Here is a 24351-nt window from a genome sequence, read left to right as displayed (position 1 = left end):
CTATTACATGAACAATATGAACGTAATTATTGCCGATGATCATCCGATTGTACTGTTCGGTATTCGTAAGTCTCTGGAACAGATCGAATGGGTGAATGTTGTCGGCGAGTTTGAAGATTCCACAGCACTGATTAACAATTTGCCGAAGCTCGACGCACACGTATTGATCACCGATCTTTCGATGCCGGGCGATAAATACGGCGACGGCATTACGCTGATTAAGTACATCAAACGCCATTTCCCTAATCTGTCTATCATCGTGTTGACGATGAATAACAACCCGGCAATTTTAAGCGCGGTGTTGGAGCTGGATATTGAAGGGATTGTGCTGAAGCAAGGCGCGCCGACGGACCTGCCGAAAGCGCTGGCCGCGCTGCAAAAAGGCAAGAAATTCACCCCGGAAAGCGTGTCGCGTCTGCTGGAGAAAATCAGTGCCAGCGGCTACGGCGACAAACGTCTGTCACCGAAAGAGAGCGAAGTGCTGCGTCTGTTTGCTGAAGGCTTCCTGGTGACCGAGATTGCTAAAAAGCTTAACCGCAGTATTAAAACCATCAGTAGCCAGAAGAAGTCGGCAATGATGAAACTGGGCGTGGATAACGATATCGCCCTGCTCAATTACCTTTCATCGGTGACGCTCGCGCCATCCGATAAAGAGTAAATATGACAATGCCCTCCGATGGAGGGCATTTTTTTATCTGCGCGCTTTGCGCACCCTTTCCGCATACAGCGCTAACGTCTGCTTCAGCACGTCCAGCGTCACCGGTTTCGACAGGCAGCTGTCCATCCCGGATTCAATACAGCGCTGCTTCTCTTCCGCTAACGCATTCGCCGTCACGCCCACCACTGGCAGGGTCAAGCCAAGCTGGCGGATACGCTGCGTCAGACGATAGCCGTCCATATTCGGCATGTTAACGTCACTGAGTACGATATCGATATGATTTTTCGCCAGCACGCTAAGCGCATCGACGCCGTCGTTGGCAGTTTTACACTGGTAGCCCAGCGATCCCAGCTGATCGGCCAGCAGGCGGCGGTTGATCGGATGATCGTCCACCACCAGAATCATCATGTCATCGTTTTGCTCGCTGGCACCGGTTGGGGCCGGCAGCGCGCCGTTTATCCCCGTCGCGCCGACATCAATACTGTAAATGCGGCCCAGCAGGGCAATCAGATCGTGCGGTGCCGCCACGCTTTGCAGCCATACGCCAGCGCGCTGTTCAAAAGGTACGCCAATATGGCGACGGCTGAAGACAATGGTTGCCCGCCCTTCCCACTCGCCGTCGAACACATCGTCGGTAATCAGCACGTCATCGGCATCGGCGCGCTGCCCTTCGTAACGCTGGGCGCGGATGCCGCTATGCTCCAGCAACGATTCCAGATAGCTTTGCAGAGAGGCATTACGCACCGCCAGTAAGCAGCGCTTATCGCTCAGCCCCTCTACCCCGTCACCCGGTGCGGCCTGCGCTTGATACAGCGGGATACGCACCGTGAACTGGCTACCGAGGCCCGGTTCGGTATCAATGGCGATATCGCCATCCATCATGGTGGTGAGCTTTTCACAAATCGCGAGGCCCAGCCCGGTACCCTGGAAGTTACGCTGCACCCCAGTCCCCACCTGGAAGAATGGATCGAACAGCTTCACCACCTCTTTCGCCGGAATACCGACCCCGGTATCCCGTACCCGGAAGCGCAGATAACCATCGGCCTGATCGACATGGAGCACAATGCAGCCGACGTCGGTAAATTTAATGGCATTGCTCAGCAGGTTGGAAATCACCTGCTGAATGCGGATCGGATCGCCCTGTAGCGCCAGCGGCACGTCCGGCTCGATAAAGCAGTACAGGCCAAGCTGCTTGCGCACCACCAGCGGTAAATAGTTGGCAGTCACATGGCTCATCAGCTCGCGCGGCGAGAATTCACGCGGCTCAATTTTCAGCTGCTCGGATTCGATTTTCGAGAAGTCGAGAATATCGCTGATGATCTTCAGCAGCAGGCTGGAAGAGTTGTTCATCGCAGTAACCAGACGGTCTACCCCTTTCGGCAGCGCTTTGGTCTGGAGCAAATCGAGGTTGCCGATAATGCCGTACAGCGGCGTACGCAACTCATGGCTGACGGTGGCGAGGAACATTGATTTCGACTGGCTGGCCTGTTCCGCCGCCTGGGCCATATCCTGCAACGACTCTTCCATTTTGACGCGTGCCGACACGTCCACCAGCACGCAGATCGCCACGTTTTCGTTGCGATAGCGGGAATGGACAAAGCTAATTTGCAGATTGGTATTATTGCTGGTCAACACGTCGACAAAGTTAACCTGCTGGCCGCAGATAATCTGCGTCAGCCGCTGCCTGTCTTCATGGGTCAGCATATTAAGATAGTTATGCGCCAGCTCGTTACTGAGGATATTCGAGCCGTCCTGGGTGCGCAGAATGCAGATCCCCACCGGCGCGGAGGCGACGATTTTGCGGTTAAACTGCTCGTGCTCTTCCAGGCGCTGGGCATCCACTTCCGCCGGAATAAAAATCCGCCGCTCATACATCCGCGCCAGGGTAAACAGCACAATTCCCACCAGCACGTTGAGCAGCACGGCGTTCAAAATCAGCATCCGGATGCGCTCCAGCACCATATCCACCGGCACCGAATAGACGATGCTCAGGGAGGACGGCGGCAGGTTCTTTTTAAGGATCAGCTCCTTAAAACCAGCGGTATAGCCAAACCACGAGCGATCCTGCACCCAGCGCGGATCGGGGACAATGCGGGTTTCCGGACCGGTCAGCGAAATCAACGGATGGCTGTTTTCATCCAGAATAGTCACGCCCATCGGCAGGCTGCCGGGAGTGAAAAAGTTCTCCACGCGAATGGTCTGTTCGGTGCCTAACAGCGCCTGTAAGCGGTTGGCAAGATAGACCGGCGTGATGGCATAAAAATTCCCCACGCCGGGGCGCGGCCCCTGGCCTATCCAGTACAGCCCGTTGGTGCGCTCTTCCTGCGGCTGATTGCGGTATTTAACTATCCGATCGTGGAACGACTTCAGGATGCTGTCGCGCTCCACCGGGCGGTCGCGCAGGCCGAAGTTGGCCAGGCACATGTCCTCGGTGCCGATCAGAAACACGCGGTTTAAATCATAGGCCGCCGAAAAGTTATCCCGCCAGTAGCGTAAAAACCAGGACATGGATTGCAGCGAACCACGCCATGCGTTGCTCATCGCGTTGCAATCGGAGTCCGACCACAGCGGCATAAAGGCCGGGATTTCCGCGCTGGCATCGCGCTTACCCGCGCTTAACAGCGCGCCGTCCGGGGTGTTGAGCCGGTTTTCGGCAATATACTTCAGCTCCTTCATCACATCTGAGGTGCGCTGAATATAGCGCTGGGCCTGATCGAAACTCAGGTTAAACTCCTGGCGGATCTCCGACTCTTTGTCATGCAGGGCGCTGACAATATAAAACACGGAAAACAGCATGATCAGGAGCCATAGCAATAACGCCAGGGCGCGAAACAGATAGCGAGAAACTTTCAGCGTGGTGCGAAAGGAGACGAAGTATTTCAAAGTGGTTCCGGTCGCTGTGGCGGGTAGTAAAAGAAATAATGCCGTTAAGGTAGCCGTAAAACGCCAGAGCCGCAATCTTCAGTGTTTGTCCGTATTTTGAACGCCAGCCGGGAAACGGCGAGGAATTCCAGCGATAATCGTTTATCGCTTCTCAGGGACAGGGATTTTTAGCCGTGCGCTTTTCACACTTACGGAAGATTCTCAAGCCGCTTTTCCCCCGTAAACTCCGCAACCAGCTTATCGTGATGGCCATTTGTATGGTTTCTATCCCTGTGCTGACCATGGGGTATGTGGTGGATAACGAAGGGCGGGCGGCGCTGATTGCCGAAAAAGAAAAGAAGCTGATGGCGGTAACGCGCCTGCTCGACGCGGCGCTGGGCGACACCTTTAATCAGCCGATGACGTTGCCCCGCAGCCAGCAAATAACCGCATTAAATCACCAGCTCAGCGACACAACCGAGCATATCGCCCAGGCGTTTCCCGGCATTGGCGCGGGATATTACCATCGCAAGCTGGATGCCATTATTACCTATGCCCCGCAGGCGCAGTATAAAAGCAACGTTGGCGTGACCATCGCGCCGGAGCATCCGGGCCGGGCGGTGATGGCGAGCCGTGAACCGCGCGTCTATTCGGGCAAACAGGTGCGCGGCCACATTCTGAACGCCATGATCCCCATCGTTCGCCACGGCGAGGTACAGGGCTATATCTGGGCTAACGAGCTGTCGGAAGATATCAGCCTACAGGCGGAGCGTCTGGACTGGAATATCGTGATGGTGCTGTCGGTCGGCCTGCTGCTGAGCCTGCTGTTGATCGTGCTGGCTTCGCGGCGCTTCAGCGCCAGTATTGACGTCATTACCCATGGCCTCGATAACCTCGCCCAGGATCACCATACCCGCCTGCCGGAACTGCCAGGGGAGATGGGTAAAATCAGCCACAGCGTCAATATGCTGGCCCAGACGCTGCGTGAAACCCAAACCCTTAACGATCTGATTATTGAAAACGCCGCCGACGGGGTGATCGCGGTGGATAAGCAGGGCCGGGTCACCACCATGAATCCGGCGGCCGAGCACATTACCGGCTATTCACTCCAGGAGCTGCTCGGCAAACCCTACTCCAGCATTTTTATTGATACCGGCTTCGATAGCCCGGTGCTGGAAACCCTGCAACAGGGCACCGGCCATGTGGCGCTGGAAATCAGCTTCCCGGCGCGCGAGCGCACCATCGAAATCAGCGTGACCACCAGCCAAATCCATAATGCCCGGGGGGAATTAATCGGCGCGCTGGTGATATTTTCTGACTTAACCGCCCGTAAAGAGAGCCAGCGGCGGCTGGCCCAGACCGAGCGCCTCGCCACCCTGGGCGAACTGATGGCCGGTGTCGCCCATGAGGTGCGTAATCCGCTGACGGCGATTAAAGGCTACGCGCAGATCCTGAAACAGCATGACCTGCAGCCAGCGCATCAACAGTATCTTGCGGTGATTTTAAAAGAGATCGACTCTATTAACCGGGTGATCCAGCAGCTGCTGGATTTTGCCCGCCCGCGCCGCGGGCTGTGGCAGCCGGTCCACCTCAATCAGTTGCTCGATGAATGTCTGGTGCTAATTCAAACTTCCGGTCTGGAAGCGCGCATTCACTTCGCCAGCCACTACGACAGTTCGCTACCCCCCATTGACGCCGATGGCGAACTGCTTAAGCAGGTGCTGCTGAATATCCTGATTAACGCCGTTCAGGCCATCAGCACCCGGGGCAACATCACTATTCGCACCCTGCGCTGGGACGACGCCCATCAGGCGATTGCCATTCAGGATGATGGTTGCGGCATCGCCCCCGAACATCAGAAAAAAATCTTCGATCCCTTTTTCACCACCAAAGCCTCCGGGACCGGGCTGGGGCTGGCGCTCAGCCAGCGGATCATTAACGCCCATCACGGTGACATCCAGTTGGTGAGCCAGCCCGGCCACGGCGCGACATTTACCTTAATTTTGCCGCTTCACTTTCAGGGAACGCAGCCGTTATGAAACCCATGTACCGCATTCTGCTTGTCGACGACGAAGAAAACGTGCGTCTGATGCTCAATACCGCCTTTACCCTTTCCGGCCATCACACCCTGTGCGCGCGCAACGGCGTGGAGGCGCTACAGCTCTTTCGCGACAGCCAGCCGGACGTGGTGCTGATGGATATCCGCATGCCGGAAGTCAACGGGCTGGAGGCGCTCCAGCAGATGCACGCCATCAACCCGAAAATTCCGGTGGTGCTGATGACGGCTTATGCCGCGGTGGAAACGGCGGTAGAGGCGCTGCGCAAGGGGGCATTTGACTACGTGATCAAACCCTTCGATCTCGAAGAGCTGAATATGGTGATTAACCGCGCGCTCCAGCTCCAGTCAATGAAAGAAGAGATCCGCGAGCTGCACCAGGCGCTGAGCGAAAGCTGGCAGTGGGGGCATATCCTGACCAATACGCCGTGCATGATGGAAATCTGCCGGGATACCGCGAAAATCGCCCTGAGTAACGCCAACGTGTTGATCTCCGGCGAAAGCGGCACCGGCAAGGAGCTGATCGCTCGGGCTATTCACTATCACAGCCGCCGTGCCAGCGGGCCGTTTATCAAAATCAACTGCGCCGCCCTGCCCGATTCGCTGCTGGAAAGCGAGCTGTTCGGCCATGAGAAAGGCGCGTTTACCGGCGCGCAGGGGCAGCGTCAGGGGCTGTTTGAGCGCGCCCATCACGGTACGCTGCTGCTGGATGAAATCGGCGAAATGCCGCTCAATTTACAGGTAAAACTGCTGCGCGTATTGCAGGAACGGGAATTTGAGCGGGTTGGCGGCAATCAGACCATCAAAGTGGATATCCGCATCCTGGCCGCCACCAACCGGAACCTGGCGGAGAGTGTGGCGCAGGGGCTGTTTCGCGAGGATCTGTTTTACCGGCTCAACGTGATTCACCTGGAAATCCCTCCGCTGCGCCAGCGGCATGACGATGTCCCGCTGCTCGCCAACCATTTTGCCCAAAAATTTGCCGTGGAAAATCAGCGCGACATTATAGAGATCGACCCGCAGGCGCTGGCGCTGCTCAATCGCTGGCCGTGGCCCGGCAACGTTCGGGAGCTGGCTAACGTGATGGAGCGCGCGGTGATCATGAGTACCGGCGTGGTGATCTTCGCGGAGGATCTTCCGCTGGAATTCCAGCGCGGATCGACCGCCCCGGAAGGCGCACCACCGCCCGCCGCCATGCCGGGCAGCCTGAAAGAAGCCGTTAAAGCCTATGAAAAACAGCTGCTGCTGGGCGCATTAGCCAGACATGACGGAAACCGCACCCATACTGCTCTGGAACTGGGCATCAGCCGTCGCGCGCTGATGTACAAACTCCAGGAATACGGCATCGACTGACCCCGTCCGCGACCATTTATTGCCAGGCAAAGATTTGCACACTATGCAAATCTTTGCCTGGTTCCAGCCCATCGCCCTTCTGACCACGTACCATTAAAACGCTTATCAAACAGTAAGTTGTAATTAATTTTAGTTTCCCTCCCGCTCTGGCACTTCCCTTGCTATTACCGCTACGTACCCATTACGGAGTCATCATAGGGAAGTCACATGAAAGAAAAACAACTTACGCTACAGCAGGCCAGTCGCCTGTTCCGCGACGGCATGACGATTATGGTTGGCGGTTTTATGGGGGTAGGCACCCCACCCCGTCTGGTGGACGCGCTGCTGGCCTCAGGCGTGCGCGATTTAACGCTGATCGCTAACGACACCGCCTTTGTTGACGTCGGCATCGGCCCGTTGATTGTTAATGGCCGGGTTAAGAAAGTCATCGCCTCCCATATCGGCACCAACCCGGAAACCGGGCGGCGGATGATCGCGGGCGAAATGGAAGTGGTGCTGGTGCCACAGGGCACGCTGATTGAGCAGATCCGCTGCGGCGGCGCGGGCCTTGGCGGCGTGTTGACGCCCACCGGCGTCGGCACCGTGGTGGAGGAAGGTAAACAAACGCTTACTCTCGACGGCCAAAAATATCTCGTCGAGCTGCCGCTGCGTGCCGACCTGGCGCTGATCCGCGCTCATCAGGCCGATGCCCTCGGCAATCTCACCTATCAACTCAGCGCGCGCAACTTCAACCCGCTTATCGCCCTCGCGGCGGATATCACCCTGGTGGAAGCCGACGAAATCGTTCCGGTCGGCGCTATCGCCCCTGACCACGTCGTCACACCAGGTGCGGTTATCGACCATATCATCAGCCTGGAAGCTTAATCATGGATGCTAAACAACGTATTGCGCGCCGCGTGGCGCAGGAACTCAACGACGGCGATATCGTCAACCTGGGGATTGGTTTGCCCACTCTGGTCGCTAACTATCTCCCTGCGGATGTGCATATCACGCTGCAATCGGAGAACGGCTTTCTCGGCCTCGGCCCGGTGACCGAGCAGCACCCGGACCTGGTGAATGCTGGCGGGCAGCCGTGCGGTATTCTGCCGGGCGCGGCGATATTCGACAGCGCCATGTCCTTTGCCCTGATCCGCGGCGGCCATGTGGACGCCTGCGTGCTGGGCGGATTGCAGGTGGATCAGGAGGCCAATCTGGCGAACTGGGTGGTGCCTGGCAAAATGGTGCCCGGCATGGGCGGCGCGATGGACCTGGTGACCGGCGCACGCAAAGTGATTATCGCCATGGAACACTGTGCCAAAGACGGGTCAGCCAAGATCCTGCGCCGCTGCACCATGCCGCTCACCGCTCAGCATGCGGTGAATATGCTGGTCACCGAGCTGGCGGTATTTGAGTTTATCGACGGTAAAATGTGGCTGGTCGAAACCGCACCTGGCGTTGACGTTGACACCGTGCGCGCCCGTACTGAAGCGGAATTCGCGATCTCCAGCGGCCTGAAAACCATGGCTGAGCGGGGTGCCTCATGATTGGCCGCATTTCCCGCTTTATGACCCGTCTGGTCAGCCGCTATCTGCCGGACCCGCTGATTTTCGCCATGCTGCTGACGTTGCTCACCTTTGGCATCGCCCTGTGGCTAACGCCGCATACGCCGCTTGATATGGTGAAGATGTGGGGCGACGGCTTCTGGAACCTGCTGGCTTTCGGCATGCAGATGGCGCTGATTATCGTGACCGGCCACGCGCTGGCTAGCTCCGGTCCGGTAAAAAAAATCCTGCGTACCGCCGCATCGGCGGCCCGCACGCCGGTACAGGGCGTGATGCTGGTGACCTTCTTCGGCTCCGTCGCCTGCGTGATTAACTGGGGCTTTGGCCTGGTGGTCGGCGCGATGTTCGCCCGGGAAGTGGCACGCCGCGTGCCCGGCTCAGACTATCCGCTGTTAATCGCCTGCGCCTATATCGGTTTTCTGACCTGGGGCGGTGGCTTTTCAGGGTCAATGCCGCTGCTGGCCGCCACGCCGGGCAACCCGGTCGAGCATGTCGCCGGGCTGGTGCCGGTCGGTCAGACGCTGTTCACCGGTTTCAATATCTTTATCACCTTTGGCCTGATTGCCGTGATGCCTTTCGTCACTCGCCTGATGATGCCGAAAGCGGGCGACGTGGTGTCTGTCGATCCGAAGCTGCTGATGGAAGAGCCGGATTTCCAGAAAGTGCTGCCGAAAGACGCGCCACCGTCGGAACGCCTGGAAGAGAGCCGGATTCTGGCGCTGATCATCGGCGCGCTGGGGATTGTTTATCTCGGCTATTACTTCGCCGAGAAAGGTTTCAACATTACCATTAATACCGTCAACATGATGTTTATGATTGTCGGTTTACTGCTGCACAAAACCCCGATGGCCTATATGCGCGCCGTCGTCGCGGCGGCCCGAAGCACTGCAGGCATTCTGGTGCAGTTCCCGTTCTATGCCGGTATCCAGTTGATGATGGAGCACTCCGGCCTCGGCGGCCTGATTACCGAGTTTTTCATTAACGTCGCCAACAAAGACACCTTCCCGCTGATGACCTTCTTTAGCTCTGCGCTGATTAATTTTGCCGTGCCGTCAGGCGGCGGCCACTGGGTGATCCAGGGGCCGTTCGTGATGCCTGCCGCCCAGGCGTTAGGGGCCGACCTGGGTAAATCCGTGATGGCTATCGCCTACGGCGAACAGTGGATGAACATGGCGCAGCCGTTCTGGGCCTTACCGGCGCTGGCGATTGCGGGTCTCGGTGTGCGCGACATCATGGGCTACTGCATCACCGCCCTGCTGTTCTCTGGGGTCATCTTCGTCATCGGTCTGACGCTGTTTTAACGTCGCTTTAAAAAGGAATCGAACATGAAAAATGCCGTTATCGTTAGCGCCGTCCGTACGGCGATGGGCAGCTTCAATGGCGCACTGGCAGGCGTTAGCGCCGTGGATTTAGGAGCGATCGTCATCCGGGAAGCGCTGCACCGCGCCGGTCTGGACGGGCAGCCGATCGACGAAGCCATTATGGGTAACGTATTGCAGGCCGGGCTGGGGCAAAACCCGGCGCGTCAGGCGCTGCTGAAGGCGGGCCTGACGGAATCGGTCTGCGGTTTTACCGTCAATAAAGTCTGCGGTTCAGGGCTGAAAAGCGTGGCGCTGGCCGCGCAGGCGATTCAGGCAGGCCAGGCCAACGCGCTGGTGGCAGGCGGTATGGAGAACATGAGCCAGGCGCCATATTTGCTGAACGCCAAAGCGCGCTGGGGTTACCGGCTGGGCGATGGCGAGCTTTCGGATGTGATCCTGCGTGATGGCCTGATGTGCGCCAACGAAGGCTACCATATGGGCATTACGGCGGAAAACGTCGCTAAAGCCCACGGCATCACACGCACCATGCAGGACCAGGCCGCGCTCAATTCACAGCAAAAAGCGCTGGCCGCCATTGAGTCGGGGGCATTCGCCCGGGAAATCGTGCCGGTGACGGTAAAAAGCCGTAAAGCGGAAATCCAGTTTGCCGTTGATGAATTTCCCAAAGCGGGTACGTCTCTGGATGGCCTGGCGGCGCTGCGCCCGGCTTTTGATAAAAGCGGCACCGTAACCGCCGGAAACGCCTCCGGCATTAACGACGGTGCGGCGGCGCTGGTGGTGATGGCGGAAGATGCCGCGCGGGCGGCGGGCTTAACGCCGCTCGCCCGTGTTCGCGGCTATGCCAGCGGCGGCGTTGCGCCGTCGATGATGGGCCTGGGCCCAGTGCCTGCAACGCAAAACGTGTTGCAGCAAACCGGGTTATCTCTGGCGGATATCGACTTAATCGAAGCCAACGAAGCGTTCGCCGCGCAGTTTCTTGCGGTTGGCCAGTTGCTGGATTTTGATATGGAGAAAGTTAACGTTAACGGCGGCGCGATTGCCCTCGGCCACCCTATCGGAGCCAGCGGGGCGCGCATTCTGGTTACCCTGCTCCATGCGCTGGCGGCACGCGATAAAACCCTCGGACTGGCGACGCTGTGTATCGGAGGCGGGCAAGGCATTGCGATGATTGTTGAAAGGATGAACTAATAAAAAGGGCCGGATTATCCGGCCCTTGTTGTTTTTAACTGCTAACGATTACTCTTCAGCGTCGTCAGCCGCATCGTCGTCGTTGTCCGCTTCCGGCGCGATTTCATCATCACCTTCCGCGACGCTGCCGTCGATGCTGTCCAGCTCTTCGTCATCCACCGGCTCGGCAACGCGTTGCAGGCCGACCACGTTTTCATCTTCCGCGGTACGGATCAGGATCACGCCCTGGGTGTTACGGCCCACCACGCTGATTTCCGATACGCGGGTACGTACTAAAGTACCGGCATCGGTGATCATCATGATCTGGTCGCAGTCATCAACCTGAACCGCGCCGACCACCGGCCCGTTACGATCGGTGACCTTGATGGAGATAACGCCTTTGGTGGCGCGCGACTTGGTCGGATACTCGTCCGCCGCCGTGCGTTTACCGTAGCCGTTTTGCGTCACGGTCAGGATAGCGCCTTCGCCGCGTGGAACGATCAGCGACACCACGCTGTCGCCGTCCATCAGACGGATACCACGTACGCCGGTGGCGGTACGGCCCATCGGACGCACCGCGTCGTCTTTAAAGCGCACCACTTTGCCCTGCGCGGAGAACAGCATCACTTCATCGCTGCCGGAGGTCAGATCCACGCCAATCAGCTCATCGCCTTCGTTAAGGTTAACGGCGATGATGCCCGCAGTACGCGGACGGCTGAACTCTTTGAGCGCAGTTTTCTTCACGGTGCCGCTGGCGGTCGCCATAAACACGTTGACGCCTTCAGCATACTCGCGCACCGGCAGAATAGCGGTGATACGTTCGTTGGCTTCCAGCGGCAGCAGGTTGACGATCGGACGGCCACGCGCGCCACGGCTCGCTTCCGGCAACTGGTAAACCTTCATCCAGTACAGACGGCCCCGGCTGGAGAAGCACAGGATAGTGTCATGGGTGTTGGCCACCAGCAGGCGGTCAATAAAGTCTTCTTCTTTAATGCGTGCGGCAGATTTGCCTTTACCGCCGCGGCGCTGCGCTTCGTAATCAGACAGCGGCTGATACTTCACGTAGCCCTGATGCGACAGGGTGACGACCACGTCTTCCTGACTGATCAGATCTTCGATATTGATATCGGCGCTGTTGGCGGTGATTTCGGTACGGCGTTTATCGCCGAACTGATCGCGCACCAGCTCCAGCTCTTCGCGGATCACTTCCATCAGACGGTCGGCGCTGCCGAGAATATGCAGCAGCTCGGCGATCTGGGTCAGCAGCTCTTTGTACTCGTCGAGCAGTTTTTCATGCTCAAGGCCGGTGAGTTTTTGCAGACGCAGGTCGAGGATCGCCTGGGCCTGCTGCTCGGTCAGCCAGTATTTGCCGTCGCGAATACCGTATTCCGGCTCCAGCCATTCCGGACGCGCCGCATCGTCGCCTGCGCCTTCCAGCATCGCTTTCACGTTGCCCAAATCCCACGGCTGGGCGATCAGGCCCGCTTTCGCTTCCGCCGGGGTCGGCGCGCGGCGAATCAGCTCGATAATCGGGTCGATGTTTGCCAGGGCAATCGCCAGCGCTTCTAAGATGTGCGCGCGGTCGCGGGCTTTACGTAGTTCGAAAATGGTACGGCGGGTCACCACTTCACGGCGGTGACGGACAAACGCCGACAGGATCTCTTTCAGGGTCATGATCTTCGGCTGGCCGTGGTGCAGTGCCACCATATTGATGCCGAAAGAGACCTGAAGCTGAGTCTGGGAGTAGAGGTTGTTCAGCACCACCTCGCCCACCGCGTCGCGTTTGATTTCAATCACGATGCGCATCCCGTCTTTATCAGACTCGTCGCGCAGCGCGCTGATGCCTTCAACGCGTTTGTCCTTCACCAGCTCGGCGATCTTCTCGATCAGGCGCGCTTTGTTCACCTGATAGGGAATTTCATGAACGATGATGGTTTCACGGCCAGATTTGGCGTCTACTTCCACTTCCGCGCGGGCGCGAATGTAGATCTTGCCGCGACCGGTGCGGTACGCCTCTTCAATACCGCGACGGCCATTGATAATGGCGGCAGTCGGGAAATCAGGGCCTGGAATATGCTCCATCAGGCCTTCGACGCTGATGTCTTCATCGTCGATATAGGCCAGGCAGCCGTTGATCACCTCGGTGAGGTTGTGCGGCGGAATGTTGGTCGCCATGCCCACCGCGATACCGGAGGAGCCGTTAACCAATAAATTCGGAATTTTGGTCGGCATGACGTCAGGGATTTTTTCCGTGCCGTCATAGTTATCGACGAAATCGACCGTCTCTTTTTCGAGATCGGCCATCAGCTCATGGGCGATTTTCGCCAGGCGGATTTCGGTATAACGCATCGCCGCCGCTGAGTCGCCGTCGATGGAACCGAAGTTACCCTGGCCGTCGACCAGCATATAACGCAGGGAAAACGGCTGCGCCATACGAACGATAGTGTCATAAACCGCGGAGTCACCATGGGGGTGGTATTTACCGATGACGTCACCCACGACACGCGCGGATTTTTTGTAGGCTTTATTCCAGTCATTGCCCAAAACGTTCATGGCGTAAAGTACGCGACGGTGTACCGGTTTCAGGCCATCTCGGACGTCCGGAAGCGCGCGGCCGACAATAACCGACATCGCGTAATCCAGATAGGAGCTCTTCAGCTCTTCCTCAATGTTGACCGGTGTAATTTCTCTGGCAAGGTCGCTCATCTGACCGTTATCCCTCTACTGTGTCCCGGAATCAAAGGTCGGAAATTATAACACAGTGCGCCTGATTCCGGTAAGTCGAATGACCGGGGATAAGGGTTTATTAGCCGCCCTCGCCTGTTATACTCCGGAGAATTGAAACTAAAGGAGTAACAGCGCTGATGAATGCCGAAAAACCGCCGGTCGGGCATAACGTCGATCGGGGCGAAATCGCCAAATTTGAAGCCGTGGCCTCGCAATGGTGGGACACCGAAGGCGAGTTCAAGCCCCTGCACCGTATTAACCCGCTGCGCCTGGGCTATATCACCGAGCGCGCAGGCGGCCTGTTTGGCAAAACCGTACTGGACGTCGGCTGCGGCGGCGGCATCCTGAGCGAGAGCATGGCGCGCCAGGGCGCAAACGTGACCGGGCTGGATATGGGCGCAGAGCCGTTGCAGGTGGCGCGTCTGCATGCGCTGGAAAGCGGCGTGGCGGTAGATTACGTGCAGGAAACCGTGGAAGAACATGCGGCGCAGCACCCGCAGAAGTATGACGTGGTAACCTGCATGGAGATGCTGGAGCACGTGCCGGACCCGGCTTCGGTGGTCAACGCCTGCGCCCAACTGGTGAAGCCTGGCGGCCATGTGTTCTTCTCCACGCTTAACCGCAACGGCAAATCCTGGCTGATGGCGGTGGTCGGCGCTGAGTACATTCTGCGCATGGTGCCGAAGGGTACCCACGATATTAAGAAATTTATCAAGCCCGCCGAACTGCTGAACTGGGTGGATCATACGCCGCTTCAGGAGCGCCATATGACCGGGCTGCATTTTAACCCGCTGACCAACCGTTTCAGCCTTGGACCAGGGGTAGATGTTAACTATATGTTGCACACCCAGGCAAAAAATCAGAATCAGTAATCACTTTTTGATCTCATGATTGCGCAGCATTGCGTTGCGCAATTTACCGTAACGGCCAGGAAATCGGCACTCGATCAAATTTTGAAATTTTTTTCTAAGTTATTGACAGTGCCCTTAGCCCTTATGGCACCTGCACTTAGCCAAAAACCAGGTTTGGTAACCGCAAATTAACATCAAAATCAACCCTTGTTCTGAAAAGAATCCCAACTAGAATACTCACCATATAGCGTCTCACTTATCTCATAGCCCCCATATATAGTATTTATCCACAGGCTTAGCCACATAAGCCGAATTGTGGATAAACGGGGGGATATTTCTTTTTTCACGGACATTCACGGACAGGTAAACATGAATCAGAGTCTGCTGGTTACAAAACGCGACGGCCGCCAGGAGCGCATCAATCTGGATAAAATCCATCGCGTCCTCGACTGGGCTGCGGAAGGGTTAAAGGACGTATCGGTCTCGCAAGTCGAGTTACGTTCCCATATCCAGTTTTATGACGGCATCAAGACTTCCGATATCCATGAGACCATCATCAAAGCCGCGGCGGATCTGATCTCCCGCGACGCGCCGGACTACCAGTACATGGCTGCCCGCCTGGCGATTTTCCACCTGCGTAAAAAAGCCTACGGCCAGTTCGAGCCGCCGAAACTTTACGATCACATTGTGAAGATGATTGAGCTCGGCAAATACGACAGTCATCTGCTGGAAGACTACACGGAAGAAGAGTTCCAGCAGATGGACGGTTTTATCGATCACTGGCGTGATATGAACTTCTCCTACGCCGCCGTGAAGCAGTTGGAAGGCAAATACCTGGTGCAGAACCGCGTCACCGGCGAAATCTACGAGAGCGCCCAGTTCCTGTATATGCTGGTGGCGGCCTGCCTGTTCTCTAACTACCCGCGTGAAACCCGTCTGGACTACGTGAAGCGCTTCTATGACGCGGTCTCGCTGTTCAAAATCTCGCTGCCGACGCCGATTATGTCCGGCGTGCGCACCCCAACCCGCCAGTTCAGCTCCTGCGTGCTGATCGAGTGCGGCGACAGCCTGGATTCTATCAACGCCACCTCCAGCGCCATTGTGAAATACGTTTCCCAACGCGCCGGTATCGGCATCAACGCCGGCCGCATCCGCGCGCTGGGTAGCCCGATCCGCGGCGGCGAAGCGTTTCACACCGGCTGCATCCCGTTCTACAAGCATTTCCAGACCGCGGTGAAATCCTGCTCTCAGGGCGGCGTACGCGGCGGGGCGGCGACGCTGTTCTACCCGATGTGGCATCTGGAAGTGGAAAGCCTGCTGGTGCTGAAAAACAACCGTGGCGTGGAAGGCAACCGCGTGCGCCATATGGACTACGGCGTGCAGATCAACAAGCTGATGTACACCCGTCTGCTGAAGGGCGAAGACATTACCCTGTTCAGCCCGTCCGACGTCCCGGGCCTGTATGACGCGTTCTTCGCCAATCAGGACGAATTCGAGCGTCTGTACACCAAATACGAAAAAGACGACAGCATCCGCAAACAGCGCATTAAAGCGGTCGAACTGTTCTCGCTGATGATGCAGGAGCGCGCCTCGACTGGCCGTATCTACATCCAGAACGTTGATCACTGCAACACTCACAGCCCGTTCGACCCGGTTGTCGCGCCGGTGCGCCAGTCCAATCTGTGCCTGGAAATCGCCCTGCCGACCAAACCGCTGGAAGACGTTAACGACGAAAACGGCGAAATCGCCCTGTGTACCCTGTCGGCGTTCAACCTCGGCGCGATCGACTCTCTGGACGATCTCGAAGAGCTGGCGACCCTGGCGGTGCGCGCGCTGGATGCCCTGCTGGATTATCAGGACTACCCGATTCTGGCGGCGAAACGCGGCGCGATGGGCCGTCGTACTCTCGGCATCGGCGTGATTAACTTCGCTTACTACCTGGCGAAACATGGCGTGCGTTACTCCGACGGCAGCGCCAATAACCTGACGCACAAAACCTTTGAAGCCATTCAGTACTATCTGCTGAAAGCCTCAAACGAGCTGGCGAAAGAGCAAGGCGCCTGCCCGTGGTTCAACGAAACTACCTACAGCCAGGGCATTCTGCCGATTGATACCTATAAAAAGGATCTCGACGGCATTACCAACGAGAAGCTGCATCTGGACTGGGAAGCGTTGCGCGAGTCGATCAAAACCCACGGCCTGCGCAACTCCACGCTTTCTGCGCTGATGCCGTCTGAAACCTCGTCGCAGATCTCCAACGCCACCAACGGCATTGAGCCGCCGCGCGGCCACGTGAGCATTAAAGCCTCCAAAGACGGCATTCTGCGTCAGGTGGTGCCGGACTACGAGCTGCTGAAAGACAACTACGAACTGCTGTGGGAGATGCCGGGCAACGACGGTTACCTGCAACTGGTCGGCATCATGCAGAAGTTTATCGACCAGGCGATTTCGGCCAACACCAACTATGACCCGACGCGTTTCCCGTCAGGCAAAGTGCCGATGCAGCAACTGCTGAAAGACTTGCTCACCGCCTATAAATTCGGCGTGAAGACCCTGTACTATCAAAACACCCGCGACGGCGCGGAGGATGCGCAGGACGATCTGGCCCCGTCGATTCAGGATGACGGCTGCGAAAGCGGCGCGTGCAAAATCTAAAAAATCAGGGCGGGGATTTCCCCGCCTTTATTCCGTAAGACAGGACTCTTATTCATGGCATACACCACCTTTTCACAGACCAAAAACGACCAGCTGCTGGAGCCGATGTTTTTTGGCCAGTCGGTTAACGTGGCCCGCTACGATCAGCAAAAATATGACATCTTCGAAAAGCTGATCGAAAAGCAACTTTCCTTCTTCTGGCGTCCTGAAGAAGTGGACGTTTCCCGCGACCGTATCGATTACCAGGCGTTGCCGGATCACGAAAAACATATCTTCATCAGCAACCTGAAATACCAGACGCTGCTGGACTCCATTCAGGGCCGCAGCCCGAACGTGGCGCTGCTGCCGCTGATTTCTATTCCCGAGCTGGAAACCTGGGTCGAAACCTGGGCGTTCTCTGAGACCATCCACTCGCGCTCGTATACCCATATCATCCGCAACATCGTTAACGATCCGGCGATTGTGTTTGACGATATCGTCACCAACGACGAGATCTTAAAGCGCGCTAAAGATATCTCCGGCTACTACGACGACCTGATCGAGATGACCAGCTACTGGCATCTGCTGGGTGAAGGCACTCATACCGTTAACGGCAAAACCGTGACCGTTAATCTGCGTAACCTGAAAAAGCAGCTGTACCTGTGCCTGATGAGCGTCAACGCGCTGGAAGCGATTCGCTTTTACGTCAGCTTCGCCTGCTCCTTCGCCTTCGCCGAGCGCGAACTGATGGAAGGCAACGCCAAAATCATTCGCCTGATCGCCCGCGATGAAGCCCTGCATCTGACCGGTACCCAGCACATGCTGAACCTGATGCGCTCCGGCGCGGATGACCCGGAGATGGCAGAAATCGCCGAAGAGTGCAAACAGGAATCCTACGATCTGTTCGTGCTGGCGGCGCAGCAGGAAAAAGAGTGGGCGGATTACCTGTTCCGCGACGGCTCGATGATCGGCCTGAACAAAGACATCCTGTGCCAGTACGTGGAGTACATCACCAATATCCGCATGCAGGCGGTGGGTCTCGATCTGCCGTTCAAAACCCGTTCTAACCCGATTCCGTGGATCAACACCTGGCTGGTGTCCGATAACGTGCAGGTTGCCCCGCAGGAAGTGGAAGTGAGTTCTTACCTGGTCGGCCAGATCGACTCGGAAGTCGATACCGACGATCTGAGCAACTTCCAGCTTTAAGATGGGCCGTATTACGCTTCGGCTCTCGGGCGCACAGCTACTGTGCCAGGATGAACACCCTTCCCTGCTGGCGGCGCTGGAGTCGCATAAGATTGCGGTGGAGTATCAGTGTCGTGAAGGGTATTGCGGTTCTTGCCGTACCCGCCTGCATGCCGGTGAAGTCACCTGGCTGATTGAGCCGCTGGCGTTTATCGAACCGGGGGACATTCTTCCCTGCTGTTGCCGGGCGCAGGGCGATATTGAAATCGAACTGTAGAATGGAAAAGGCTGAGCCCGTAAGCTCAGCCTTTTTTATTACCCGCGTTTCGCGAGCACTTCCTGGTGATGCTTACGCTCACCAAGCATTACCACAATCAACAGCAGCACCGCTAAAATGCTGCCGCCGATCATCACCATAAAGCCGCCGTCCCAGCCGAAGAAGTCCACGGTGTACCCGACGATGGCGCTCGCAGCAACCGAGCCGCCGAGATAGCCGAACAGGCCGGTGAAGCCCGCCGCCGTCCCCGCCGCTTTTTTCGGTGCCAGCTCCAGCGCATGCAGCCCAATCAGCATTACCGGGCCGTAAATCAGGAAGCCAATCACGATCATACAGGCCATATCCACGTGCGGGTTACCCGGCGGGTTGAGCCAGTAAACGATGGTCGCAATGGTCACCAGCGTCATAAAGAACACGCCGGTCGCGCCACGGTTGCCACGGAACACTTTATCCGACATCCAGCCGCACAGCAGCGTACCCGGGATCCCCGCATACTCATACAGGAAGTAGGCCCAGGAGGATTTATCCAGCGCGAAATGCTTTACTTCACGCAGATAGGTCGGTGACCAGTCGAGAATGCCGTAACGCAGCAGATAGACAAACACGTTGGCAATCGCGATATACCACAGCAGTTTGTTAGGCAGCACGTACTGCATAAAGATCTGCTTCGCAGTCAGCTCTTCTTCGTGCTTGTCGCTGTAGTCATCCGGATAGTCGTTTTTGTACTCTTCAATCGGCGGCAGGCCGCACGACTGCGGGGTATCACGCATCAGCGCAAACGCGAACAGCGCCACGATGATGGCCCCGAAAGCCGGCATATACAGCGCCGCTTTCCAGTCGTTAAACCAAGCCATGCCCAGCAGGAACAACAGCGGAGGAATACCGCCGCCCACGTTATGGGCGCAGTTCCACACCGATACAATCCCGCCGCGCTCCTTCTGCGACCACCAGTGCACCATGGTGCGTCCGCACGGCGGCCACCCCATCCCCTGGAACCAGCCACACAGGAACAGCAGCACGAACATAATCGCAATGCTCGATGTCGCCCAGGGCACGAAACCCATAAACAACATCACCGCCGCCGCCAGGATCAGGCCAGCGGGTAAAAACACCCGTGGGTTGGAGCGGTCAGACACCGAACCCATAATGAACTTCGAGAAGCCGTAAGCAATGGAAATGCCCGACAGCGCAAAACCCAGATCCCCGCGTGAAAATCCCTGTTCAATCAAATACGGCATCGCCAGCGCGAAGTTTTTTCGCACCAGATAATAGGCCGCGTACCCAAAAAATATCCCCATGAAAATCTGCCAGCGTAACCGGCGGTAAACGGGATCGATCTTTTCTGCAGGCAGTCTTGCCGAATGCGCCGCAGGCTTAAAGATACTTAGCATTGCTCTCTCCAGGCCCAGATAAGTACTCAACGAAAACAAAAAACAGCGGAAATTTTCTTTTCCGAGCGTGATGGTAATCAAAATTCACTGCAAATGATGTGAAACATCGCACATATTGTTTCATTTTTATTACAATCGCGCAAAAAGGTGCATCCATAGTCACATAACTTTCGTTTTTCGTTCGAATTTGCTCGTTATCAAACAAACCACATCAATAATGTGGCTAAATAGTTAAAACAGCAGAGTGTTGAGAGGACAAGGCGATGGGACCAGAACAAGCGGATGTGGTGATTATCGGCGGCGGCGCGACCGGCGCGGGTATCGCCAGAGACTGCGCGCGACGCGGCCTCAGGGCCATCTTACTGGAGCGCCAGGACTTCGCCACCGGTGCGACCGGGCGCAACCACGGATTACTGCACAGCGGCGCGCGCTACGCGGTTAACGATCCGGAATCAGCAAGAGAGTGCATTGCGGAAAACCGCATCCTGAAAAAAGTGGCCCGCCACTGCGTTGAACTCACCGGCGGGCTGTTCATTACCCTGCCCGAAGACTCCTTTGAATGGCAGAACCAGTTTATCAACGCCTGCCAGCAAGCGGATATCGACACTGAATTACTCACCCCGCAGGAGGCGCTGAAAATTGAGCCCAGCGTTAACCCGGCGCTGGTGGGCTGCGTGCGGGTACCCGACGGCACCGTCGACCCGTTCCGTCTGACCACCGCCAATATGCTGGATGCGCGCGAACACGGCGCGCTGCTGTATACCTGGCACGAAGTCACCGGCCTGATCCGCGAAAGCGATCGCGTTCGCGGCGTGCGCGTTTTCGACCACCAGCACGGTGAAACGCGCGAAATCTACGCAGACGTGGTGGTGAACGCCGCCGGGATCTGGGGAGCGCACATCGCCGAGTACGCCGATTTACGCATCCGTATGCTGCCCGCTAAAGGGGCGTTACTGATACTCGGGCATCGCATTAATCAGCACGTCATTAACCGCTGCCGCAAGCCCGCCGACGCCGACATTCTGGTGCCCGGCGATACCATTTCGCTGATTGGCACCACCTCCAGCCGCGTCGACTACGACCAAATCGACAATACCCGCGTCACCGCCAGCGAAGTGGACATTCTGCTGCGCGAAGGGGCGAAGCTGGCTCCGCGCATGGCGCAAACCCGCATTCTGCGCGCCTACTCCGGGGTACGGCCGCTGGTGGCTACCGATGACGATCCCAGCGGACGCAACGTCAGCCGCGGTATTGTGCTGCTGGACCACGCCGGGCGCGACGGCCTTGAAGGTTTCATCACCATTACCGGCGGCAAACTGATGACTTACCGGCTGATGGCGGAATGGGCCACCGACGCGGTATGCCGCAAACTGGGTAACACCACGCCCTGCACCACCGCCGATACGCCGCTGCCCGGCTCGCGTGAAGAGCCTGAAGCCACGCTGCGTAAAGTGATCTCCCTGCCGACCATGTTGCGCGGCTCCGCCGTGTATCGCCACGGTGAACGCGCAGCCGAATGGCTGAACGACGCACGGCTTAATCAAAGCCTGGTGTGCGAATGCGAGGCGGTCACCGCCAGCGAAGTGCGCTACGCCGTGGAATCGCTCGCCGTTAGCAAACTGGTGGATTTACGCCGCCGCACCCGCGTCGGCATGGGCACCTGTCAGGGCGAGCTGTGCGCCTGCCGCGCCGCCGGACTATTACAGCGCTTCGGGGTGATGAGCGGGATGCAGTCCTGCCGCGAGCTGTCGCAGTTCCTTAACGAGCGCTGGAAAGGCATTGCCCCCGTCGCCTATGGGGATGCCTTACGCGAGGCGGAATTTACCCGCTGGGTTTACCAGGGATTATGTGGTCTGGAAAAGGAGCAGCGCCATGAAATTTGATAGCGTGATTATCGGCGGCGGCCTCGCGGGCCTGCTGTGCGGCATTAAGCTCGGGGAAGCGGGCCTGCGCTGCGCGATGGTCAGCCGGGGCCAGAGCGCCCTGCACTTCTCATCCGGCTCGCTGGATCTGCTGAGCCATCTCGCCGACGGCACGCCGATCGGCGATATCGAAAGCGGGATGTGCGAGTTAATTACCCAGTCGCCGCAGCACCCGTATGCCCATTTGGGCACAGCGGCGGTGCTGGATTACGCCGACCATGCCGAAGCGCTGCTGGCCCGCGCCGGGCTGACATTGCAGGGCCACTGGCGCTATGCCCATTCGCGCCTGACGCCGCTCGGAAAATGGCGCTCGGCGTGGCTGAGCCAGCAGGATGCGCCCTGCGCTCCGCTGACCGGCAAACGCATTTGCGTGGTGGGTATCGCGGGTTTCCTCGATTTTGAACCGCTGATGGTGGCCGACCAGCTCAAACAACAGGGTATCGAGGCCGATACCGGCGAGCTGGCGCTGCCGGTACTGGACGTGTTGCGCCAGAACCCCAGCGAATTCCGCTCGGTGAATATCGCCCGGATGCTGGACGATGCGCGCTACACGCCGGAACTGCTCAAAGAGCTGACCGCCCTCGCACCGGGCTACGATGCGCTGCTGCTGCCCGCCGTGGTGGGTCTGGAACAGCCGGACCTTCCGGCGCAACTACAGCACGCCCTGCCCTGCGCGCTGAATTTTATCCCCACCCTGCCGCCGTCGGTGCCGGGGATGCGGATGTACAACGCGCTGGCGCGCTATTTCCGCCAGACCGGCGGCATTATTATGGAAGGCGACGCGGTAACCGGCGTCACGCGCAACGAGGCGGGGTTGCACCAGGTGTGGACCCGCAATCACGGCGATATCGCGCTCCAGGCGCGCCACGTGGTGCTCGCCAGCGGCAGTTTCTTCAGCAATGGGCTGGTGGCCGAACGCCAGCGGGTGCGCGAAGCGATTTTCGATTTGGATCTGCTGGACTACGCCAATAACGGCGACTGGAGCCACCCGGACTTTTTCCACTCCCAGCCGTGGCAGTCCATCGGCGTGAAAACCAATGCCCACCTCCAGCCGTCTCGCAACGGTGAAATCCTGGAGAACGTATACGCCATCGGCACCGTGCTCGGCGGGTTCGATCCCATTACCCAGGGCTGTGGCGGGGGCGTCTGCGCGATCACCGCCCTGCACGCCGCCCAACAGATCATTGATACAGGGAGCAGATTATGAGCCTGAGGGAGACCGGTTTCGAAAGCTGCATTAAATGCACCGTGTGTACCACCGCCTGCCCGGTGAGCCGCGCCAATCCGCATTATCCGGGGCCGAAACAGGCCGGGCCGGACGGCGCGCGGCTGCGTCTTAAAGATCCGACGCTGTACGACGAGGCGCTGAAATACTGCACTAACTGTAAACGCTGCGAAGTGGCCTGCCCGTCGGACGTGAAAATCGGCGATATCATTCAACGCGCCAGGGCGGAATATGCGCCGCATAACCCGTCGCTGCGCGATGCGCTGCTCAGCCATACCGACATAATGGGCTCGCTCTCCACGCCGTTTGCGCCGCTGGTCAACGCCGCTACCGGCATGAAACCGGTGCGCCAGCTGCTGGATAAAGCGTTAAAAATCGATCACCGCCGCAGCCTGCCGAAATACGCCTTCGGCACCTTCCGCCAGTGGTATCGCAAACAGGCGGCGGCCCAGGCGCAGTTTGCCGATAAAGTGGCATTTTTCCACGGCTGTTACGTCAATTACAACAACTCCACCCTCGGCAAAGACCTGGTGAAAGTGTTCAACGCCATGAATATCGGCGTGGAATTGTTGAGCAAAGAGAAGTGCTGCGGCGTGCCGCTGATCGCCAACGGTTTTGTCGACAAAGCGCGCAAACAGGCGCGGGTAAACGCCCGTTCGCTGGAGGAAGCGATTGTTGAACGCCGTCTGCCGGTGATCGCCACCTCGTCGACCTGCACTTTTACGCTGCGCGACGAGTACCCGCACGTGCTGGACGTGGATACCACTCCGCTGCGCGACAGCATCGAACTGGCGACCCGCTTCCTGTGGCGGCGGCTGGAAAATGGCGCGACGCTGGATCTTAAGCCGACGCAGCTGCGCGTGGCCTATCACACGCCCTGCCATATGGAAAAAATGGGCTGGGCGATTTACACCCTGGAATTGCTGAAACGCATCCCCGGTGTGGAAGTACTGGTACTGGATTCACGCTGCTGCGGGATTGCCGGTACCTACGGTTTTAAATCGGAGAACTACCCGACGTCGCAAGCCATCGGCGAGCCGCTGTTTAAGCAGATTGAACAGAGCGGCGTGGACCTGGTGATCACCGACTGCGAAACCTGCAAATGGCAAATCGAGATGTCCACCAGCAAACGCTGTGAACATCCGATTACCCTGCTGGCGCAGGCGCTGGGTTAAGGCGC

17 protein-coding genes are annotated in these 24351 nt (G+C 57.9%); 14 read left to right on the top strand and 3 right to left on the bottom strand.

Annotation, left to right across the window (positions count from 1 at the left end; all coding sequences use genetic code 11):
* Positions 1–7 precede the first annotated feature (7 nt).
* The gene (gene rcsB / locus FND52_RS07665; protein ID WP_125291583.1) at positions 8–658 is read left to right on the top strand and encodes a response regulator transcription factor RcsB; all 651 of its coding nucleotides are present in this window, start codon (positions 8–10) and stop codon (positions 656–658) included.
* A gap of 33 nt (positions 659–691) precedes the next feature.
* Here rcsB and rcsC read toward each other — a convergent pair whose 3' ends face one another.
* The gene (gene rcsC / locus FND52_RS07660) at positions 692–3541 is read right to left on the bottom strand and encodes a two-component system sensor histidine kinase RcsC (protein WP_125291582.1); all 2850 of its coding nucleotides are present in this window, start codon (positions 3539–3541) and stop codon (positions 692–694) included.
* 197 nt (positions 3542–3738) lie between these two features.
* Here rcsC and atoS point away from each other — a divergent pair, with 197 nt between their 5' ends.
* The 6 genes from atoS to FND52_RS07630 all read left to right on the top strand — a co-directional run bounded on the left by atoS (position 3739) and on the right by FND52_RS07630 (position 10980).
* Positions 3739–5559, top strand: coding sequence for a two-component system sensor histidine kinase AtoS (gene atoS / locus FND52_RS07655; RefSeq protein ID WP_144130567.1), 1821 nt, complete (start codon positions 3739–3741; stop codon positions 5557–5559).
* Positions 5556–6929 (top strand): acetoacetate metabolism transcriptional regulator AtoC, encoded by a 1374-nt coding sequence (gene atoC, locus FND52_RS07650; protein WP_144130312.1) that lies wholly within the window; start codon positions 5556–5558, stop codon positions 6927–6929. The genes atoS and atoC overlap by 4 nt, the downstream gene beginning before the upstream one ends.
* A 207-nt stretch (positions 6930–7136) precedes the next feature.
* Positions 7137–7793, top strand: a complete 657-nt coding sequence (gene atoD / locus FND52_RS07645) for an acetate CoA-transferase subunit alpha (protein ID WP_144130310.1) — start codon at positions 7137–7139, stop codon at positions 7791–7793.
* 2 nt (positions 7794–7795) lie between these two features.
* Positions 7796–8452, top strand: a complete 657-nt coding sequence (locus tag FND52_RS07640; RefSeq protein ID WP_144130308.1) for a 3-oxoacid CoA-transferase subunit B — start codon at positions 7796–7798, stop codon at positions 8450–8452.
* Entirely contained in the window at positions 8449–9771 is a 1323-nt protein-coding gene (locus tag FND52_RS07635; RefSeq protein WP_144130306.1) for a TIGR00366 family protein, read from the top strand. Before FND52_RS07640 ends, FND52_RS07635 begins: the two co-directional genes overlap by 4 nt.
* A gap of 24 nt (positions 9772–9795) precedes the next feature.
* Positions 9796–10980 carry an acetyl-CoA C-acetyltransferase gene (locus tag FND52_RS07630; protein WP_144130304.1) on the top strand — a complete coding sequence of 395 codons (1185 nt, stop codon included), beginning with the start codon at positions 9796–9798 and terminating at the stop codon, positions 10978–10980.
* A gap of 48 nt (positions 10981–11028) precedes the next feature.
* Here the strand turns inward: FND52_RS07630 and gyrA are convergent, their stop codons facing one another.
* On the bottom strand, positions 11029–13665 hold the full coding sequence (gyrA, locus tag FND52_RS07625; RefSeq protein WP_125291576.1) for a DNA topoisomerase (ATP-hydrolyzing) subunit A: 2637 nt from the start codon (positions 13663–13665) through the stop codon (positions 11029–11031).
* Positions 13666–13823: 158 nt separating this feature from the next.
* On the opposite strand from gyrA, the gene ubiG reads away from it, so the two are divergent.
* From ubiG to yfaE, 4 genes are all read left to right on the top strand, one after another.
* Positions 13824–14558 carry a bifunctional 2-polyprenyl-6-hydroxyphenol methylase/3-demethylubiquinol 3-O-methyltransferase UbiG gene (ubiG, locus tag FND52_RS07620; protein ID WP_125291575.1) on the top strand — a complete coding sequence of 245 codons (735 nt, stop codon included), beginning with the start codon at positions 13824–13826 and terminating at the stop codon, positions 14556–14558.
* Positions 14559–14906: 348 nt separating this feature from the next.
* Positions 14907–17192, top strand: a complete 2286-nt coding sequence (nrdA, locus tag FND52_RS07615; RefSeq protein WP_125291574.1) for a class 1a ribonucleoside-diphosphate reductase subunit alpha — start codon at positions 14907–14909, stop codon at positions 17190–17192.
* Between the two features lie 54 nt (positions 17193–17246).
* Positions 17247–18377: a class Ia ribonucleoside-diphosphate reductase subunit beta gene (nrdB, locus tag FND52_RS07610; protein WP_125291573.1), complete on the top strand. Its 1131-nt coding sequence runs from the start codon at positions 17247–17249 to the stop codon at positions 18375–18377.
* 1 nt (position 18378) lies between these two features.
* Positions 18379–18633, top strand: a complete 255-nt coding sequence (gene yfaE / locus FND52_RS07605; RefSeq protein ID WP_144130302.1) for a class I ribonucleotide reductase maintenance protein YfaE — start codon at positions 18379–18381, stop codon at positions 18631–18633.
* Positions 18634–18671: 38 nt separating this feature from the next.
* Here the strand turns inward: yfaE and glpT are convergent, their stop codons facing one another.
* Positions 18672–20024, bottom strand: coding sequence for a glycerol-3-phosphate transporter (gene glpT, locus FND52_RS07600; RefSeq protein WP_125291571.1), 1353 nt, complete (start codon positions 20022–20024; stop codon positions 18672–18674).
* A 263-nt stretch (positions 20025–20287) separates the two neighbouring features.
* Here glpT and glpA point away from each other — a divergent pair, with 263 nt between their 5' ends.
* The 3 genes from glpA to glpC are packed head-to-tail and all read left to right on the top strand — an operon-like array spanning position 20288 to position 24346.
* On the top strand, positions 20288–21907 hold the full coding sequence (gene glpA, locus FND52_RS07595; protein WP_144130300.1) for an anaerobic glycerol-3-phosphate dehydrogenase subunit A: 1620 nt from the start codon (positions 20288–20290) through the stop codon (positions 21905–21907).
* Positions 21897–23153, top strand: a complete 1257-nt coding sequence (gene glpB / locus FND52_RS07590; RefSeq protein ID WP_144130298.1) for a glycerol-3-phosphate dehydrogenase subunit GlpB — start codon at positions 21897–21899, stop codon at positions 23151–23153. Before glpA ends, glpB begins: the two co-directional genes overlap by 11 nt.
* On the top strand, positions 23150–24346 hold the full coding sequence (gene glpC, locus FND52_RS07585) for an anaerobic glycerol-3-phosphate dehydrogenase subunit GlpC (RefSeq protein WP_144130296.1): 1197 nt from the start codon (positions 23150–23152) through the stop codon (positions 24344–24346). Before glpB ends, glpC begins: the two co-directional genes overlap by 4 nt.
* Positions 24347–24351: the final 5 nt, after the last annotated feature.

The sequence above is a fragment of the Atlantibacter subterraneus genome (assembly GCF_007570865.1).
Taxonomy (GTDB): Bacteria; Pseudomonadota; Gammaproteobacteria; order Enterobacterales; family Enterobacteriaceae; genus Atlantibacter; species Atlantibacter subterraneus.
This window is presented reverse-complemented; position numbering and strand designations above follow the sequence as displayed.